Here is a 19,357-nt window from a genome sequence, read left to right on the forward strand (position 1 = left end):
TACTACTTTGCATTCTCATCCGGTTGATGGATGCCAAAGATATTCCCTTCCGTATCAATATAATAGCCCTGCCATGCCATTCCAGGTAGCGCATACTTTGGCATGGCAATTTTGCCACCATTACTCAAAATTTTTGCTTCAGTAGCATCGTAATCCTCCACTCCCATTGTACAAGCAAAACCATTTAAAGGCTGATTCGCTTCTGGAGGAGGACTCTGACGTTTCATCAAAGCTCCGTTAATGCCAAGCTCATGATCTTCACCAGTCACAGCCCCGAAATAAGGCATTCCTGCATACTCGCTCCAATCTTCAAATCTCCAACTAAAAACCTCTCCATAAAACTTCTTCGCCCGTTCCATATCATCGACATGAATTTCGAAATGAACTAGTCTCCCCATAACATCCTCCCATTTTCCCTCCAAATTTGGTGTACCTACAATCTTTCAGTATGTATTTCTACATTTAAATTTATTACTCCTGCTTTTATAAAGGCTGTTTTCATATAGTTTGTTGCTTTGTAAAAGATTCGGCGATTCTTATAAAGTAAATTCTAACGTTCTCAATATTCCTGCCTAAAACTTATCTAAAATGTATGTCAACAATTTACATACGAAGATAAATCCTTTAAGCTTTACTTAATTTATTTATAAAAGGAAAGGATGATTGAATTGAGTATAGAACAGCACGATACACCTACTTACACGTTAAAGGAGAAAGCCGTGGATTTTCTACAGCTTGTCGCATCCGGGCAAGTTCGCGACGCCTATCAAAAACACATAGGTCCTAATTTTCTACACCACAACCCTTTTTTCTGTGGCGATGCCGATTCCCTCATGCTCGCGATGGAAGAGGATGCTGCCAATAATCCTCAAAAGATTCTTGAGGTCAAACGGGCCATTGAAGAGGCAGATACCGTTGCGGTTCACTCCCATGTGAGGCAAAATCCTGATGACCTTGGATGGGCTATTATCCATATTTTCCGTTTCCAAGATAACCAAATCGTTGAAATGTGGGATGTAGGACAAGCGGTACCAGAGAATAGCCCTAACGAGAATGGGGCGTTTTAACGTATTTGTTGAAACTATGTGTGTCGAACAATAAATGTTTCTTTTTTAAACTTCCTTTATTAAATGAAAAGATTCAGCTTATACAGCTGAATCTTTGCTAATTCTTCCACTATAAATCCACCTTAAAATTTAATTAGAAGCATTACGTTCAAGCTGTTTAATTATACCTAATCGATCTATTTGTATCCAATACTCAGCAATTTTTTCGTCTTCCACTCTATACACTGCACTTGCTAATTCAACTAATGGTAGTCCAGTGGTTTGATATTTCCCAATATTCCCTTGATGTTTCCCTTCTTGCTTCCACCTTACGTATACTTTATTTCCTTGAGAAATAAACTCTTGAATCTCAAATGAAAAGTTACCATATGTTTCAATCATTTCTTTTACGTGTTCTGCATATTCTTGTGGTGTTCTTTGAATTGTTTGTTCTTCTTCAGATACAACTTGATGTGCCATTACACTATCTGCCATTAATTCATTTGAAAATTCCGGATTCTCACCTGATCGGACTATCTCTAAAAAGTTCCTCACAACTTGTTCTGGTGTCATTAATAATCCCCCTTAAAATAGCTATTATTGGTCTAATACTGTCAATATTACCGCTAAAGAATTATCTATGAATGAGCGTTCCGGACGAGATTTTATCATAACTGTAAGTCCAACTAATGAAGTGACTAGCATCTGTGCTAATGCTTTAGAATTTAGATTATTTGTAAATTCCCCATTTCTAACTCCTTCGTCAATTAATTCCTGAAATAGGACTGAAAGATACATCTGATGTTCCCTAGTCAAAATTTCAAACTTTTCATTATGGGAAGCTAATTCTACCATTGTATTTATACAAAAACATCCCTTGTCCGTTTCTTTCTTATACTCCTCCTCTACTAGCTCTTCAAAAAAAGTTCGAATCCCTTCTTTAACAGGTCTATTTTGCAGTTTGATACGAACTTTGGAAGCATGCAATTTTGTATACCTTCGTAATGCAGCTTCAAACAAACCTTCTTTGTCACCAAAAGCTGCGTATAAACTTGGACGCTGTATGCCCATTTTTGCAGTTAAATCGCTTAAGGAAGTAGCTGAATATCCTTTTTCCCAGAAAAGGTGCATAGCTGCATCTAAAGCTTTTTCCTCATCAAACTCACGTAGTCGAGCCATCTTATCCCTTTATCTCCTTTACCATTTAAAAATTATATACCGAATAGTATGTTATATATATTATTTCAATAGTGAATAATTGTCAATTATTACGAATCATAATTAAAAAACTTTAATTAACAATAAATTATTTGACATTACATCATTAAATTGATTATATATTAATTGTGATAATTATATACCGATTGGTACAAAATAAAAAAACAAAAGGAGAATGATTTATGGATAGGAAAGAACAGATATCAACAACTTCTAACCTTCATAATAGTCAATTACAGTTAGGTCGTAGTACAGTTATGACCCGTTATTTAACATTCTTATTTGCAATAGCTTGCGGGGTAGCAGTTGCCAATATTTACTTTGCTCATCCTCTATTGACTGCAATATCAGATGAATTTAATATTCAACATTCCATTATTGGAACAGTAATTTCTATCACTCAAATATGCTACGCACTCGGATTAGTATTCCTAGTGCCACTTGGAGACCTAATAAACCCTCGAAAACTCATTATTGTTCAAATGCTTTTATTAGTTTTAGCTCTTTTTTTTATTGGGATTTCTCCCACAAGTACATTCCTTTTTATTGGTATGGCCTTAGTAGGTTTCCTAGCGACTGTTACACAGACACTTGTAGCATTTGCATCAACACTGTCTAATCCTACAGAACGTGGTCGTATACTAGGTATTGTTACAAGTGGCGTAGTAATTGGCATTCTCCTTGCTCGGACATTTGCTGGAGTATTGACAGACTTTAGTGGTTGGCGTTCAGTATATCTTACTGCAGCTGCCATTCTGTTTTTGATAATATGTTTACTATACAGAATATTACCAAATTACAAAAACAGACAATCACATTTGTCTTATCCACATTTATTACATTCTGTCCTCTTATTATTCGTACAGGAGAGAATTTTATGGATTCGCGGTATATTAGGATTTTTTATTTTTACTTCCTTTAGTATTTTATGGACTTCTTTGGTATTACCACTTAGTGCAGCTCCGTATCATCTTTCACATACTGCTATTGGAGCATTTGGAATAGCTGGGGTTGCAGGAGCACTAGCTGCTATGAAAGCCGGAAATCTAGCAGATAAAGGAAAAGGCCAACGAACAACTGCCATAGCTCTGTTTCTATTATTAATATCATGGATACCTATAAGTATGATTAATTACTCATTATTTTTACTAGTTATTGGAGTTATTCTGCTAGACCTAGCAGTACAGGCTATACATGTTACAAACCAAAGTATAATTTTCACAGTACGTCCTGAAGCAAGAAGTCGGCTTACTGCTGCTTATATGATTTTTTATTCCATTGGTAGTGCATCAGGGGCAATTTTTTCAACATATGTTTATGCAAAGTATGGATGGAATGGAGTATGTATTTTAGGTGCTACTATCAGTGGTTTAGCTCTTTTATTTTGGGCAATAACTTTTTTTAAGGAGTATCATGAGAAGGGCATATAATTATTTCTTTCACAATTTTAATCCAACATTGACTTAAAAAATAGATTCTATGTATCCAAATTGGAATAGTACGATACTTTTGTTTTCATTTCGTTTAGTAGTGTTTTTATCAAGATATATTTTTTGAATTATCCCCTCTGAGTGTTATATAAGGAAAGTATAATGAATATTACAGGAATACTGCCGATGTAGTACAAAAAGGCTGATAACTTTTGTTGATCAGCTCTTTCCCGTAATAATAAAGGGAACTATATATATTTGAAGTTCCCTTTTTCTATTTAACCTCCCGTTAACAGAAGAACTCGTGTCGAAGAATACTCATTCTTAAACGGTCAACAAATTCACCATTTCTTAATCTGTCTTGTCTCAATATACCTTCCTCAACGTACCCAATTCTCTTATAAGACTTTATTGCCTTTTCATTATCAACTTCTACTCTAAGCCAAATCTTGTTAAGGTCTAATTCATTAAAACCCCATTGAAGCATCTCTTTCATTGCGGAGAACCCATAACCTTTACCCCAGTAGGTTTTATCACCTATTGCTACTCCTAATTCGGCGTGTTTATTGAGTTTATCTATGTTTTTCAAATCTATCCAACCGATATGCTTTCCTTCTTCTGTTTCGATGGCTTTTTGTTCATATCCGTTTGTTTTGTTAATGCACATTTTAATCCAACTCATAGTTTCTTCTTTACTAAAAGGTGGATATTTCTCTGGCATATTTAAATGCTTTGTGACTTCTTTATCAAGACACCATCGAAAACGGTCTTCAACATCATTAAGAGTTAATTCTCTTAAATAGACTTTCGGTAATTCAGTTGTTTTCATTCTCTTTCCTCCTGTTGGTTTATTCTATTTTTAAACTTTATCTAGATGGAAAATTCTGATAATCTGAGTTTATCATAGGTAGTATCAGTTGAGAACAAGCAGCTTTCAATACTCATCTTACTAACCGTTGTATCATCATTTCGGTGTTTAATTTGGTCTAAAAATTGAAACCAACTCAAATAATGGCCGAGATATTTGGTAGCCACGCTATTAAACCGATTTAGCCAGCCCTTCAAGCGACTGTGATAACTTTTCACATTTTGAATATGGTAAACACCCCGGACTCGCTCCTTACCATCTGATTTAAATCTGTAATGCTCAAGTCCTTTTTCTCTTGCGTAGGTCATAAATGCCGCCACGAGCCGATTGTTTCTTCCAAACGGGTTTTTACAATCCGTCCATGACCAACCACTTTAGAATATATTATTTTCTGACGGTCTCTTGCCACAAGAACACAGACTTGTTCCTTGCTAATGCCTCGTTGTGATGATGAAAAAACAATGTAATTTATGAAAAATATTTCAACTTCAAAAATCATGGGCAGACTCCTCAGTCATTCTGAAGATTAAATTACAAAAAGTTTCTAACCCCAAGAAAGCAATAAACATAAAAAGAGGCACATCAAAAGTTCGCAGTAACTAATGAAAAGCCTCAAATTTTTTACCTATGTTAGTATTTTGTTCGCAAATTACTTCAAAACCCTTATATATTAGGGGATTGAGCGGTCATTACATCATGCCGCCCATAAGACCATACCCACATCAAATTTACACGCCATTTATTCAAAAACTTATGAAAGTAATATTTACTATCCAGCTGATTAAAATCAAAACCCCCTCTATCACTCCCCCTTCACAAAATACCCCACCACCACCGGAAATCGCTCAAACTCCTTCCTCATTTCCCGAAACGAAATCACATCATTTCCCCTAGCAAGCTCGAAATCTAGCAAATATTCATGACAGTTCAGTGGGTTCATATGAAATGACTTCCTATAGAATTGGATAGCCTCTCCCTCACTTCCAGCATAAATAAAAACAAAGGTTTTCCGATCCATCTTCAGAGAATAGATTCCAATTCTACGAATCCCCAATACATTCCTTTGCACCAATTCCGCTACTTTCTCATGATTGACTTGATTCAAGTCTATTTCGACTACATCGTCATCTAGTGCAATTTTATTCTCTGCTAATAAATAATAAAGGGTATGGGCCAGTGTAGATTCTTCGTAAATGAAACTATACTCGTACATCTCTCTCACCAACATTTGATAACCCCCCCCGTGAACTTTTTAAAAACTGCATAAGGTTAACTGGATTTCGAATTCTGTTCTTTCCGATCCTCAATCGCCCCTGTATGCTCGTTGTAATTCACCTTGATTGTCCCGACTGGTCCATTTCGGTTTTTCGAGACAATCATTTCAAGGGAATGATCCTCGGAATCCTTGTCATAATAGGCTTCGCGATATAAGAACAATATGATATCGGCATCCTGTTCGACACTGCCTGATTCGCGAATATCGGACATCATCGGACGTTTATTGGCTCTCGTTTCGACTAATCGATTGAGCTGTGCCAAGCAAATGACGGGGCAGTCAAAATCCTTTGCCATCGTTTTGAGGGCTTTTGATATTTCCGTTACCTGTAAATGGGGATTCCCTCCGTAAAATTCATTTGCTTGGATCAAGGTTAAGTAATCGATAAAAACGACTGGTTTCTTCGATGGAAATTCATACATTAGCTTTCTTGTTTTCGCTCTCATTACAGCTACGGTTTGCCCTGCCCCATCAAAGATTTGCATATTGGTTTCATCAAGATCACCAATGACATCCGACCATTTTTTCTTTTGAGTTTGCGTGAGCATTCTTTTCGGATCCCGCATTTTTGCACGGTTAAATCCTCCTGTCGAGGCCATTAATCGAGAGGTGATTAGTTTTTCAGGCATTTCTAAGGAAAAGACGAGTGGCAAAAACCCCGCCCAACCAGATATTTTGGCAAAATGAAGCATCACATCGGTTTTTCCCATCGAGGGTCTCCCTGCTACAATCGTCACTTCTCCACCCTGAAAGCCACCAGTCATGAGATCAAGCTTTTTGATCCCTGTTGTCACACCTTTCGCATGAAGCTGCTCTTCCCATGGTGCCTCATAAATTCTCAGCAATGCTTGATGTATAGAAGTATGGTCCTCCATTTTCGATTGATTTATTTTATCCAATTCGGCAATGACTTTCGCAATCTCCCAATCATTCATCGCTGCAAGCGTTAAGATGTTTCTTTTTTCCCGCTCCTTCCAGAGCTCAAGAATGAGCGTCTCCGTGTCATTAAATTTCTTTATATCTGCATAAGATAAAAGCTCGGTTAAATAAGACATGCCACCAAATGATTCGAGATCAGGTAAGGTAGTAAAGGATAGCAGATCAATATTCCTTCCCTCCCGCTTTAACGTCACCATTCTTCTCATTAGCTCTTTGTGCCGTTCACTTTCCAAATGATCTGGCTGGATGACGGTATCGTGAAGCAAGTATTCCGCTTTTATCAAGCTTCCTAGAAACGTTTTTTCCACAACACTCATCCGTCTTCCCCTGCCGACAGGTCGAGTTCAAATTCCCTTGGAATCGCTCTTCCAGACGAGTCCGATTCGGTTGATAATTTAGATTGCTTTTTCTTCTCATCCTCCGAATTAACTTCTTCCACCGTAAGTAAAGATTCATTTTCCCAGTTTTTCAAAATTCCTACGATATAATTCAGCTTTCGCTTGTTATTAGCACAAGCAATATTCATGGCTTTTAATATCATTTCCTTCGGCTGTAAAAATCGAGAATCATCTAACCAAGCTAACAGCTGCTGCTTCGCATTTACATTCGTAAAACCAAATCCATTCGCATCCCAACACGCAATAATTTCTTTCACATCATCATTCATTGGGTAGATGGTTTGTTGTTGTTTTTCATTTTCTTTTTGTTTTTCTTTTTGCCCACGTGTCGTATAACGAGACAGTGACGTATCGTCAAATTCTTCACAATCGGTTAAACGTGGGGATTTTTCATTCTCTATTCCTACAGTCCCTTTCTGTTGATAAAAGGCTTCATATAGACTTCTAATCTCTTGCTTATGTATGAATTCTGAAACATATCGAATCAGCGAATCATCCTCGACCTCTTTTAATTCGGAAAGGATACAATCCATGACCGGTTTTCCGCCTTTTTGAAGATTCTCTCTTCCCCAATTCTTAATCGCCAGTTCCCTTGTTTCCGGATTGTAGCGAATCAACTGATGGTGCTCCTCGAATCGCTCCATTAACGAATGAACACTCTCAATCGAATAACCCAAATCAAAAGCCATTTGTTTCTTCGTAATTCGATAGATTCCAATTTGCGTAGTATGTGGATTGGTCAGCAAATACAGGTAAAAATACTTATCCTCTGGGGTCATCTCTTCTAAAACCATCGGATTCTTCCAAAATTCAGTCCGCACCATTCGATACTTTGCCATCTTCATCCCTGTCCTTTCTTCACTAAAAATTGCCTTCATATATAGAAATATAAATGAATGAAGAAAAAGGACACCCTACTGTTCAAAAAGCTCGCGAAAATAAAAAAATTGGCAGGCATGAATCGGGTTTCATCCCGCATTCACACCAGCCAATTTACTGTATAATATAAACTTTTACTTTTGAGGGTCACCTCAATCTTCTACTTTTGCCATAAAGCTATCAATCATCTCACGCACTTCATCTGTTGACTTAGTGCTCATCAATTGATTTCTTAATTCACTCGCCCCTCGGAACCCTTTGATGTATATCTTAAAAAAGCGAAGAAGGTGCTTGAATGGACGTTGCTCAAATTCTTCTGAATATTTATCATGAAGATCGAGCTGCAATCTTAAGAGATCGAGCAATTCCTCACTGCTATGTTCCTTCGGCTCTTTTTCAAAGGCAAATGGATTGTTAAAAATTCCACGCCCAATCATTACTCCGTCAACGCCATATTGTTCAACAAGCTTCAAGCCAGTTTGACGGTCAGGAATATCCCCGTTGATCGTCAACAGTGTATCTGGTGCCACCTGATCACGAAGCTTTTTGATTTCTGGAATTAGCTCCCAATGAGCATCTACTTTACTCATTTCCTTTCTTGTGCGCAGATGGATAGAAAGATTAGCGATGTCTTGTTTCAATACATGTGTTAACCAGTCCATCCATTCGTCTATATACGTGTAACCAAGCCTTGTCTTCACACTAACAGGCAATCCCCCAGCCTTAGTTGCTTGGATGATTTCCGCAGCGACTTCTGGACGAAGGATAAGGCCGCTTCCCTTCCCTTTGGCTGCCACATTATGCACAGGGCAGCCCATATTGATGTCCACACCCTTAAAGCCAAGTTTCGCTACACCAATACTCGTTTGCCGAAAATATTCGGGCTGATCTCCCCATATATGGGCCACCATTGGTTGTTCATCTTCTGTAAAAGTCAAACGTCCACGCACACTTTGGTTCCCCTCTGGATGACAATAGCTCACCGTGTTTGTAAACTCTGTAAAAAACACATCTGGTCTTGCTGCTTCACTCACTACATGGCGAAAAACAACATCCGTCACATCTTCCATTGGTGCTAGTATAAAAAATGGTCGTGGTAAATCACGCCAAAAATTGTCTGTCATAATCAAATCCAGTCCTCTCATGATGGGATACTCGTTCTAACTCTCGTCCCAAAATAAAAAAGCAAAAATTTCTGCTACCTTTACACTTATACCATGCTTACTCAGTTTTTATCAATCGATAGTAAATTTCAAACATTATAAACTTTACTATGAACAAATAAAAACAGCAAAGAAAAAGCATTTGGGGCAGTAGAGTGAGATATATGATCCAGGTTTCTCTTGTATATTGTTGAAACTATTCTTATCAATTTGATGGAGTGATACTTTTGACCCCTAATGTCTAAAAGACAACGTATTTATTTTACACCGCATTGAGTCGATCGTTCAATCGCTTGTTTTTCTTCATTGGTTTCGTCGTCACTCACCCACTAGACGATTATCAGTTTTTTTTTTAGGATTTTAATCGTGTCCCTAGCAGAAAATTTATCAATACTCACACGCGCAAGAACGAAACCACTTTCTGCATTCGTTATCTTGGAAAAAAGAGACCAATTTTTTAGAATGTTTTTTTTATACTTTTCCTATTCTAGGGGATATTATTTCTGACAAGATTAGGAGGTTTCAGCATGAGATTGTTCAAGTATTCGAAATTATTGTTGCTGCTAATGATGATCCTTCCTTGGTTTACAGTTCCATTGATGGGAAAAGATGCTTTTAAGCGATTTTTACCTGCTGGTTTATTTATATCATTGATCGTTAGGATCGTTAATTTTATCGCAAAAAAGCGAAAATGGTGGTGGTGGTATCAAACCCTTCATCCAAAGATTTCTGGAGTCTTTCCTTTTATATGGGGACCCTTTTTAATTGGCTCTATGTGGATACTAAAATTGACATATGGCAAATTTTTCAGATATATGTTTTTAAATTTAGCAATTGATGGAGCATTTACCTATGGTTTGGTGTATTACTTGCAGAAACTTGGAATAGCGTCTTTAGTACGATTGAAAAAAATCAACCTATTATTAATATTTACTGTTGAAGCCTTGCTTTTATATGGATTTCAGATCATTAAAGATAGGCTCTTTTCTCAAACGTTGTTGCGATTCAAGTAAATTTTTTTACAAATAACTATCGGCTAAAAACCGATACACCTTCAATTCACTGAGAAAAGAGCTACATACTTCATAAGAATCGCTGAATCTTTTACAAAAGCAACAATTACGAAAACAGCCTAAAGATAAAATGATTGGGCATCAACGAAACAAGGAATGACTCGGAGGACTTATATGTATAAGATGAACAAAACGTTTCGACGGGAAATCGCAAATGTTAGTATTTGGGGAACAACCTATATTCACCCAAGAAATCCCTATATCGTTGCTTTATGGTCAACTACTTTTCCTGGTTATGGGCATCTATTATTACATAAGTATATACGAGGCTTCGCTCTAATTATATGGGAAGTATTTATCAATCAGATTTCGCATCTAAACCTCGCAATGGTTTATTCTTTCATGGGAAAATTTGAATTAGCGAAAGAAGTATTAAATGTGAATTATGTCTATATGTATATTCCTCTCTACATCTTTGCGATATGGGACAGCTACCGTACGACTGTGGAAATGAACAATCTTTATCTATTGGCTGAGAAAGAAGAACCCCCTGTTAATGCGTTAACTGTAAAACCATTTGAAGTTAATTATCTTGATAAAAGAAGTCCTGTGGTCGCAATGTTTTGGTCAATGACCGTTCCCAGCGTTGGACAATTATATCTTCACCAGATTATCTCTGCTTTTTTTACTCTGATTGTGACTGTTATGTTTGTTCATTACTCACACTTCATAGAAGGAGTACATTACTTAATGCTTGGAGATATCGATAAATCAACAGAGGTTTTAGATAAACAATGGCTGCTTTATATGCCTTCATTGTATTTCTTTAGTATTTTTCAGACCTACATGAATGTTGTGGAAAATAATAAATTATTTGAAGCCGAACAAAAAATGTTTTTAAAAAGCAAATACCAATCCAGTGATTTTAAAATTAAGGCAGCTAGGGTGAAATCGAATGCAAATTTACGCAACATTTGAATATTCAACTCGATTAGAAATTGCCATCACGAAATTAGAAAAAATGGGGATAAGTGAAATATTTGCCGTACCTCTAGATAACGGTCCCGAGGATATTGAAATTTTTGATACCATTCATCGTTCAGATGGAAAATCATTATTGAGTAAGGGAATGATTCTTGCTGTATTTTTTTCTGTAATAGGAGCAAGTAGAGGATTCAAACTTCATTGGGGTCCTATCATTTGGGGACTGATTGGAGCAGCCTTTGGATTTATTCTTGGCTTTTGCATTGATCTATACATCCATTCGAAAAAGCCTAAAAATCGAAAAGCACTAAAAGGAAAGACTTCCGAAGTAATTATTATTATCAATTGTAAAAACTCTGAAAAGCGGGATGTCGAAAGAATTCTTTGGGAGCAATTAGCTGTTGGCGTTGGCAAGACCGAATAGTCCTTGAGATAGATGGGATATTAAAGTATATATATTATTCGCATGGAACGTTATTGCCTTCTTAACGATTAATCTCCTTTGTAAAAATTAGCTTTCGAATAATGAACTCTTCCTTCACTTCGTTTTTTCAGTTCCCACGACAAAAATTTCTATAGAAAATGAAAGAAGCTTTCAATATCATCGTGTAACTTATGCGGCACAATCCTTTCCGTACCACTTTCTTTTTCCTATCGACGGATTTTACAATGGAGGCAAGAATAAATGAAAAGGAACGCCGATGCTGTCACATCAGCGTTCTAAGTAGCAACTCCACAAGAAGTGCGGTTGCAAAAAGGAAAAAAGTAATCCATTCTCCATACACCAGCAAGGGAGGGTTACTTTTCTTTCATAATCATCATGTAACTAAAAGTTGATTCTACTTATTTAAAGTAGGAAGTTTTTATTAGTAAAACATTAAACCATTGTACTAGTAGAAGGATCGACAATTGAGAATACCCCACCGTTATTATCAATCATTAAACCTTGGACTTTAACATGTAACGGAACTAATGCATGATGGCGAATGACCTCAACACTCTTTTTGATATTTTCACTAACATTTCCACTTCCATTTAGCCAAGCATCTAACGTACCACCTTGTAATTCAGGTGTACTATTTTTAAAAAGATAGTCTAACGTTTTTATTTTGTCTTTTTCAAGTTGGGTAGGTAGATTTATCGAGCGATGGCTTCTATCTTTTGTTCCAACAACGAAAATATCCTCAACATTTTCCTCATAGATAGCCATTATAACAGACCTCATTATATCTCCATAAGGATGTGAAATGATGCAACCATAACTTTCTATTGTTAACATATTTTCTGGTTGAATATTAGTTGTTTTTTGTAAGATAGGTACCAATTCTTGTTCAACGTCTGTTATTACTAATACTTTTTTATTTTTATTAATATTCATATAACATGCTCCTTCATAATTATTAGAATCATTTTTATGAATTTTTTTGAGTAACGCGAATGTTGATTTTTTAGTTACCAGTTTTTCCAACAACCATTTGAATCAACACTAGCAAGTCTAACCCACCCATTTTGAACTTTTTCTCGAAATGCTACATCATTATTTAATAAACGTTCTACATATTTCTCAGGTGCTTGGATAACTATTAACAAACGAAGTGGATCATGAAAAACTTCGAAATCTGATAGCATGACGGATTGCCAAGGTAGTCCAGGTAATAAGTCACTTGCATTCCCTTGCATCACACCTAGATTTGCTGTTACCGTTTGGGTTGCTTTATTTCCACTACCATAGTAATGAGGTGCTACCGTTGAAGCGTAATACTGTAAATTTATCATTTGGGAAACCGTTCCTGGCCCTGCAATGATATTAGCTAAGAGATTACCACTTTCATCCTGTCTCCAATCATAATTATGAAGGAAGGATCTCCCCTCTAAATCACAATTCTGCGTTAATTCACGTTGCCCGATAATAAAAGAGGCATTGCGTGCTAATCCCCATTCCGGGCGTATCTCACTCCAATCTTCAGCAAATCGGTGTGCTTCAGCCCTAGGATTTTTATGTTTCAAGTTGAAATTCGGTAATTTAGCGAGACGTTCTTCATTTGCTTGATGGGTTACTTTCGGTAGAATAGCTTTGATATGATCAAATGCTTCTTGTGCCGATTTTGAAAGTTCAGGGACATATATCCAATGTAATTCATCTACTGTTGTATTATGCTCTGCAGCTACAAAAACCGTCTCCTTTGGAATGTTAATACCTTCTAGGGCGAGCACTTCCCTTACCTCTGGAAGATTACATAGGGTGGCTAATACCCTTGCATTAAATCCTCCCGCAGCACCACCACATGCTCCACAGTCAAGAGCAGAAGCATAGGGATTATTAATACTTTGACTACCATGCCCACATATCACGACTAATGGTGCAATCCCCTCAGTTAGTCCCATCAATTGTAGGGCTTGGCGCACATAATCCACTTTCTCCTCTTCAGAAAAACCAACAGGTATCCCAGAATCTATGTCATGATCATAATGAAGCGAGAGATTAGTTTCGGGTTTGTCTAACCAATTTTTCCGAAGTTTACGAATGAAATAATCTGCTTTTCTTGGCACAAAGCTCCGTGCAAGCATTCGCATGCTAAGCCAGGGTCCACTAATTTCTGGTAAAAGTAAGCTTGTAAGGGCATTGTGTTTCATCATCTTAAATGTATAGCTCAATGAATTTTCTACCTGCTTGCGTTGTTGAAAGGTTTCCTGTTTTTGTTCATCTGTGAATTCTTTTATTTGATGTTTAGGCTTTTGTATAACCGGCATGGATGCATGGACGTGATGACTACCAAGCTCACTAATGGCAATCGGTAAACCAAAGAAACCAGCAACGCCTATTGTTTCAAACGGCCCTTCTTTTTCAAGTTGTCTTCGAAAGGGTTCTGAACGTACATCAATACAAAATGCTAATTGAGCTAAAACGGATTTTTTATTTTTAGCCTCATATTGTTTCGTAGTAATCTTCTCTCTTAATCGTTCTGTATGTGTTTGTTCCCAAGCTTCCAACCAAAGCTTTCGGCGAATCGTCTCATCAAAACGATTGGCAAAAGATAAATATTCGAGTTGTTCAAACGAAGACATCAGAGACCATTCCTCGGTTGATAGATTCCCCCAATGGATCCATGATGCTAAAAGTGTTTTTATTGAACCTTTTTCCTCAGATTGTTGATTTGACAAAGGTAAATAAGGTTTTACTAGCGCCCATTCCATGGAAATTCGAACGGCTAAATATTCTGTTAGAAGGTCATGTTCATGACTCGATTGTTGAGAACGCCAAAGCATCATACCTGCCCATCCAGGTAATGAAAGAAGATGTCCTTCCAGATAAGTCGGTATTTCTGAATGAGAGATGTCCAATGCAGATAATACCTCTAGTAAAGCTGTATGTGCCTCCTGAGGTAAGTGTTTTAAACTTTTACGCTGGTTTTTGCTAAGCAATGGATCATGCTGAATGAGACGGTGCCATGCATGATAGAAACCTTTGTCTCGATTTGGCATGGTCCAACCTGTCTGAGAATCATCCAGATATAATTTACACCATTTGATAACATGATAATCGAGCGTATTGATTATCCTTTCACCGTCTTGATTTTTTAATTTGGCACTTATGGGTTGGCTTGAAAAGTTGCCGATACGATTCATATCCAAGTCCATGATTTCAGTCCCCAATTTATTTAACACAGGTGATGAGAGGAGACTAGAAGGTAATGGATCTAATTTTAATGCTGCCTGACAAAAACGCTCAGCAATCTCCCTAGGTATATGAAAGGATTGTGAGTCAAGCCATCTCTGTAATCCCATCTGAAGAAAAGACTCATCAATCTCACCGCGTTCCTTTGCCGAACGAAGGATGGAGGCACTAGGATAGATATCCACTTCACGACTAGTTTTGAGCAAATGTGCCACTTGTTCAAAGGATTGTTTTTCAAGTCCCGCCCAAGGGTTACGTGCTGCAAAAATAGAGATTGGCGAAAGTGGTGCAATTACTCGACTAGCAGATACAACTAAATCATGAAGATCATGTTCTTTAAATTCATTTTTTTTATTTTTAATGGTTTCCTTCGTCAATACTGCTGTTACGCTCATCACTGATTACCTCCTTGATGTATAAATTTTTTAAGGTAGTTTGGATGACTTTCTACCGACTTAGGTTGTGCCTCACCAAATCGAACGAACCAAAGATAGAGTACAGCAAATAAAGTAGAAGATTGTTTACGGACAGCCAAAGCACCTATAGCATGACCAACTAGTAAGAAGCAAACGACAAAGATGACAGCCCACATTGGAGGTTGAAAACTTTGAGAAACAGTTGTTTGCAACCACTGGTAGAAGAGATCATGAATGAAAAAGTAAACGCCGGAAAATCCAATCATAAAAGCTAAGCCAGCAATTTTGCCAATTCTCCCCTTTCCAAAAACAACAAGCTGTGTCCAAGAAACAGACAATGACCATCCAAGGATTACTGCACTAACTAGTTGATACCCATCATCTGAAGCCATAAACCAAAAAGCAACACCTGCAAGTAAGCCTAAAACCCGACCAGACATCATCCATAAATTTGATGGTTTTTCATTAAGGCTAGATGGTGCATGATAACCGTGAGCTGCTGAACCAGCCTGCAAAAACAATGTAGCTTTAAATAAGCCATGTAAAACTAAATGAATAATAGCAGCTAAATAAGCACCTAATGCACACTGAATAAGCATAAATCCCATTTGTGCAATTGTTGATCCAACTAACTGACGTTTATAATCAACATGGACCAAACTAATTCCTGTTCCAATGAATACGGAAATACTAGCAAGTATAAGTAAAAGAATCTGCATCATATCCCCATTAAATAGTGAGGAGAATCTCGTTAAGATGATACCTCCTGCATTTACTAGACCTGCATGCATGATCGCAGAAACAGGTGTAGGAGCAACGACTGACTCTATTAGCCAACGTTGGAATGGCCATTGGGCGGCCGGTATCATCACAGCCAATAAAATCAATAAATTAATCCCTGTTCTCTCCATTGGTCCAAGCTGACCTAAACTATTATCAGTTAAAGCGAAAGATATCTGCCATTGACCCGTGACCAAATAAAGCCAAACGACCGCGGACAACAAAGCAATCCAGCTTATTGTAAAGAAGCGACCAGTTACTTTTGCTGCTTCATTAGCTACTTTCCAACTACGGTTTAGCCTTATAAGTAAAGTCAATCCTAAAAGTGTTCCCCCCCAACAAATGACCATCAAGCGTAGATCATCACTTAACCACGCCATCGAAGCTACAACTGTAGTAAATGTAAAAAGTGTAAAGTACTTTCTATAAGAGTGATCACCTATTAAGTATCGTACGGAAAAACGTTGAATAATTAATCCCATTGAAAGAACAAATAATGCCAGTAACCAAGCTAAGGAATCTAAGTTCCAAGGTCCCACAACTTCATTCATACTAGTATTAATAAGTGCAAGTAATGAGGCCAATGGGGGCAAGGCAACTATACAGATATGAATTCGAACATAACGTAAGGGTATTTTTGGATGTAAAAATATTAATCCACTTAGGCAAGCCACACTAAGCGTAATAAAAAATAATAAAACTAACATTTGTAATGCTCCCTACTAAATGACTTTAAAAAATTCTTGTGAATTACAGTTCATGTTTAGTTAATTTAACCAATAAAAAAACCGACAACTTTAAAAATTCAATGATCTTCTTGAATCAATGAATTTTGAAAATTGTCGGTTTCACTTCAACTAACTTTATTCAAGTTTTTTGAAGAGCTACCTTTTATTGGTTTATAAACAGTGTATTATTACATTTTATAAAATCTTAATCTAATCATATAGTTTATCAATTTTATGCTATTCATATTTAGGAATCTTTCTCATTTAGCCAATATATATATTAGAAAAATGCCAAAGTCCAAAAAATATTTAACATTACATAATAAACATTTACCAAATATTAAGCTAGGTTTAATTTAAATCAAATTATTTAATTTGTCAACTTGTCGCGACTTTATTTTGTAAACACCAATTGTCACCATAAGCAATTTACTGTCGTAAACAAATAGTCTATATGTATTTTAGTAGAGTTTATAAATTTTTTTATTATTTTCTTCAATGGAGAATATTGGGATATAATTCAGGCTAAATAATTGAAAACTTAATAGTTTACTTTTTCTTCATCCCAATCACGCACTTAAATATCAGATTTACTTACTTTTTATTAGAGTATTTATTTAATATATTATTTTACCTTCAGTTATATAATGATATGGTCTTTTTTATTATGTTTATGACATTAAAATTTTGACTCAATATCATTAAATAATTTAAAGACCATCACTCGTTCTCCTGTACGAGAGCTTAAGTCAGTATGGAAACTTTTCACCTTCTCACCAGTTATATTTAGTATAATTTCATAAAGGTCTTCTATACCTGATTCAACGAGCTCCGAACGTGTTCTTTTTATTGTTAACATCCCTGTTTTTGTTTCACATACAGTATATTCAGCTGGTGTTAAAATACCTTGTAAATTCACAATGATCATGTCCTGCAATATATTGGTTTTAACAGATAGAGATCCGCGTCCAAGAAAGTCCTTTTCCCATTTAGTAATTGCCTTACTTATTTCTGATTCAATAAAACCTTTCGATTTTTCCATGTATGCTATATCCCCCTCAAAAAAATGTACAATACTAACAACTATTAATTTATATTCGAATTAATGCTGCTACATTATTTGTGTACTTTTATATGTTATCTTGGATGTATTCATTCACCTTCTACATTTTTTTGCTTAAATTATTTAACATACAAAAATACCCTCAAGTTGATCATTAGTTTAAAGATACTGATAAAAGAATATAGTCCTGTTTTTGCAGTACTATAAAAGCTATTTTGCAGTACTAAATTTCAAACTGTCAAGTAGACAGTTTGAAATAATACAAAGCTTTAACTTTAATTTCCTTATGTCAGAGGACAGCTTTTAATCGACTATGATCAATGGTTAGTGATAAGCGGATACTATATATATTGAAAATGGAAGTATTCGTCATGGGATTTAGGCGAATAAATATTGGAATGCAGGTGATGACAGACTTTGCACAAAGTTCTAAAAAAAAGAGATGAAACCATACTTTTTAATAGGAAAAAAACTTGATAAGAAACAAATAAAAATATGAAAGCATTTTTTAGAAAATAATACTCCATTTTCTACTATTGTAGGGGGCAGATTAACTTTCAATAGTCGCTCCCTTCTCCGATAAATTGATGATGTATTGCATTTATATTCTTAATGGATATGGTATTGTTGGAAATAGTTTTACGACATTCTTCAATAAATATTTACTTTTATGGAATAGACAGCATTGAGATTATGAAAAATCGGTGGCTAGAAAAACTACCTAGTATGAATCCATAGAAATCAAAAAATAGATGGTTATTTCCTTTATATGCCGCTCTATTTGATAAAGGAGAGCATATTTTATTAATTTTTCCTAATACCCAAAGTAAATTCCTTAACCGACCTATTCGTAAAGGGAAAAGATGCATAACTTTTTGAAGTTGCACAAAATTGATATTTTACGCATAATTGTATTATTTAAGTTCCTCCCCTCTTTCTAGGTTTTTGTTATCGTACAATTAAGTTGTACCCTAAACAATAAAGTTGTACTCTATATAGGTTTTTTCTTCTAAGAAAAAAGAAAAAGCCTTAAAGAAATAATCTTTTTCTTCAAGGCAAAAAAAGTCTAATAATTTTTAAGTTTATACACAACTTAATATTAAATATTTTGAATCACTCCATAGATACAAGAAAAAACAAGCAAAAATCCAGCAAGTAAAAATATAAATTTTGCAAGCCAATAATTTATTATTTTCGGTAGTGGAGTTAGTTTCAGTAAATAGTTCATACCGTCATCTGGTTCTTTATAGTTCTTTTTATTAACATAAAAAATTCCTGCCCATAGTAAGACTATACCTACAATAAATACAAATATACCTGAAAAAACTTCCTTCACAATATCCCTTCTTATCTCTTTAGTTAAATAGATTATTCTTTTAGCAATATTAACAGGGGCTTATACAACATAAATTGCCTGCTTTTTATTACTAATAAATATATTTTCATGAATTGTAACAATCGATTCAATATTATATATTCA

Annotated in this window: 18 protein-coding genes and 1 pseudogene; 5 read left to right on the top strand and 14 right to left on the bottom strand. The window is 35.9% G+C overall.

What is annotated here, in order from left to right:
* Positions 1-2: 2 nt before the first annotated feature.
* Complete coding sequence (locus I5818_RS19300; RefSeq protein WP_058003306.1) at positions 3-398, bottom strand: VOC family protein; 396 nt, start codon at positions 396-398, stop codon at positions 3-5.
* A 261-nt stretch (positions 399-659) separates the two neighbouring features.
* Between I5818_RS19300 and I5818_RS19305 the strand changes: the two genes are divergently transcribed.
* Complete coding sequence (locus tag I5818_RS19305; protein WP_078110536.1) at positions 660-1,067, top strand: nuclear transport factor 2 family protein; 408 nt, start codon at positions 660-662, stop codon at positions 1,065-1,067.
* A 129-nt stretch (positions 1,068-1,196) separates the two neighbouring features.
* On the opposite strand, the gene I5818_RS19310 is transcribed toward I5818_RS19305, so the two are convergent.
* Both I5818_RS19310 and I5818_RS19315 read right to left on the bottom strand, forming a co-directional pair.
* Positions 1,197-1,619: an ester cyclase gene (locus I5818_RS19310; RefSeq protein WP_078110537.1), complete on the bottom strand. Its 423-nt coding sequence runs from the start codon at positions 1,617-1,619 to the stop codon at positions 1,197-1,199.
* 24 nt (positions 1,620-1,643) lie between these two features.
* Entirely contained in the window at positions 1,644-2,225 is a 582-nt protein-coding gene (locus I5818_RS19315) for a TetR/AcrR family transcriptional regulator (protein ID WP_058003303.1), read from the bottom strand.
* A 221-nt stretch (positions 2,226-2,446) separates the two neighbouring features.
* Here I5818_RS19315 and I5818_RS19320 point away from each other — a divergent pair, with 221 nt between their 5' ends.
* On the top strand, positions 2,447-3,694 hold the full coding sequence (locus I5818_RS19320; RefSeq protein ID WP_078110538.1) for an MFS transporter: 1,248 nt from the start codon (positions 2,447-2,449) through the stop codon (positions 3,692-3,694).
* Between the two features lie 289 nt (positions 3,695-3,983).
* Here I5818_RS19320 and I5818_RS19325 read toward each other — a convergent pair whose 3' ends face one another.
* The 6 genes and pseudogenes from I5818_RS19325 to I5818_RS19350 form a co-directional block, all read right to left on the bottom strand.
* Complete coding sequence (locus tag I5818_RS19325; RefSeq protein ID WP_078110539.1) at positions 3,984-4,523, bottom strand: GNAT family N-acetyltransferase; 540 nt, start codon at positions 4,521-4,523, stop codon at positions 3,984-3,986.
* Between the two features lie 41 nt (positions 4,524-4,564).
* Positions 4,565-5,016: pseudogene (locus I5818_RS19330) on the bottom strand (IS1595 family transposase); the annotation flags it as partial.
* Between the two features lie 348 nt (positions 5,017-5,364).
* On the bottom strand, positions 5,365-5,790 hold the full coding sequence (locus I5818_RS19335) for a hypothetical protein (protein ID WP_078110540.1): 426 nt from the start codon (positions 5,788-5,790) through the stop codon (positions 5,365-5,367).
* 41 nt (positions 5,791-5,831) lie between these two features.
* A complete protein-coding gene (locus I5818_RS19340; RefSeq protein WP_078110541.1) occupies positions 5,832-7,094 on the bottom strand; it encodes a DnaB-like helicase C-terminal domain-containing protein in 1,263 nt (420 codons plus the stop codon).
* On the bottom strand, positions 7,091-8,014 hold the full coding sequence (locus tag I5818_RS19345; protein ID WP_235849712.1) for a DnaD domain-containing protein: 924 nt from the start codon (positions 8,012-8,014) through the stop codon (positions 7,091-7,093). The genes I5818_RS19340 and I5818_RS19345 overlap by 4 nt, the downstream gene beginning before the upstream one ends.
* 192 nt (positions 8,015-8,206) lie before the next feature.
* The gene (locus tag I5818_RS19350; protein ID WP_078110543.1) at positions 8,207-9,178 is read right to left on the bottom strand and encodes a tRNA dihydrouridine synthase; all 972 of its coding nucleotides are present in this window, start codon (positions 9,176-9,178) and stop codon (positions 8,207-8,209) included.
* 566 nt (positions 9,179-9,744) lie between these two features.
* On the opposite strand from I5818_RS19350, the gene I5818_RS19355 reads away from it, so the two are divergent.
* From I5818_RS19355 to I5818_RS19365, 3 genes are all read left to right on the top strand, one after another.
* On the top strand, positions 9,745-10,230 hold the full coding sequence (locus I5818_RS19355) for a hypothetical protein (protein WP_209391803.1): 486 nt from the start codon (positions 9,745-9,747) through the stop codon (positions 10,228-10,230).
* A gap of 174 nt (positions 10,231-10,404) precedes the next feature.
* Positions 10,405-11,208 (top strand): hypothetical protein, encoded by an 804-nt coding sequence (locus I5818_RS19360; RefSeq protein ID WP_139358164.1) that lies wholly within the window; start codon positions 10,405-10,407, stop codon positions 11,206-11,208.
* On the top strand, positions 11,186-11,638 hold the full coding sequence (locus I5818_RS19365; RefSeq protein WP_078110544.1) for a hypothetical protein: 453 nt from the start codon (positions 11,186-11,188) through the stop codon (positions 11,636-11,638). Before I5818_RS19360 ends, I5818_RS19365 begins: the two co-directional genes overlap by 23 nt.
* Positions 11,639-12,091: 453 nt before the next feature.
* Here the strand turns inward: I5818_RS19365 and I5818_RS19370 are convergent, their stop codons facing one another.
* The 5 genes from I5818_RS19370 to I5818_RS19390 all read right to left on the bottom strand — a co-directional run bounded on the left by I5818_RS19370 (position 12,092) and on the right by I5818_RS19390 (position 19,213).
* Complete coding sequence (locus tag I5818_RS19370; RefSeq protein ID WP_071977102.1) at positions 12,092-12,592, bottom strand: carbonic anhydrase; 501 nt, start codon at positions 12,590-12,592, stop codon at positions 12,092-12,094.
* Between the two features lie 74 nt (positions 12,593-12,666).
* Entirely contained in the window at positions 12,667-15,285 is a 2,619-nt protein-coding gene (locus I5818_RS19375) for a DUF2309 domain-containing protein (protein WP_058003286.1), read from the bottom strand.
* The gene (locus I5818_RS19380; RefSeq protein ID WP_071977082.1) at positions 15,285-16,793 is read right to left on the bottom strand and encodes an NADH dehydrogenase subunit 5; all 1,509 of its coding nucleotides are present in this window, start codon (positions 16,791-16,793) and stop codon (positions 15,285-15,287) included. The genes I5818_RS19375 and I5818_RS19380 overlap by 1 nt, the downstream gene beginning before the upstream one ends.
* A 700-nt stretch (positions 16,794-17,493) precedes the next feature.
* Positions 17,494-17,856: a Na-translocating system protein MpsC family protein gene (locus tag I5818_RS19385; protein ID WP_058003284.1), complete on the bottom strand. Its 363-nt coding sequence runs from the start codon at positions 17,854-17,856 to the stop codon at positions 17,494-17,496.
* 1,120 nt (positions 17,857-18,976) lie between these two features.
* The gene (locus I5818_RS19390; protein ID WP_071977081.1) at positions 18,977-19,213 is read right to left on the bottom strand and encodes a hypothetical protein; all 237 of its coding nucleotides are present in this window, start codon (positions 19,211-19,213) and stop codon (positions 18,977-18,979) included.
* Positions 19,214-19,357: the final 144 nt, after the last annotated feature.

It is taken from the genome of Heyndrickxia oleronia (assembly GCF_017809215.1).
GTDB lineage: Bacteria > Bacillota > Bacilli > Bacillales > Bacillaceae_C > Heyndrickxia > Heyndrickxia oleronia.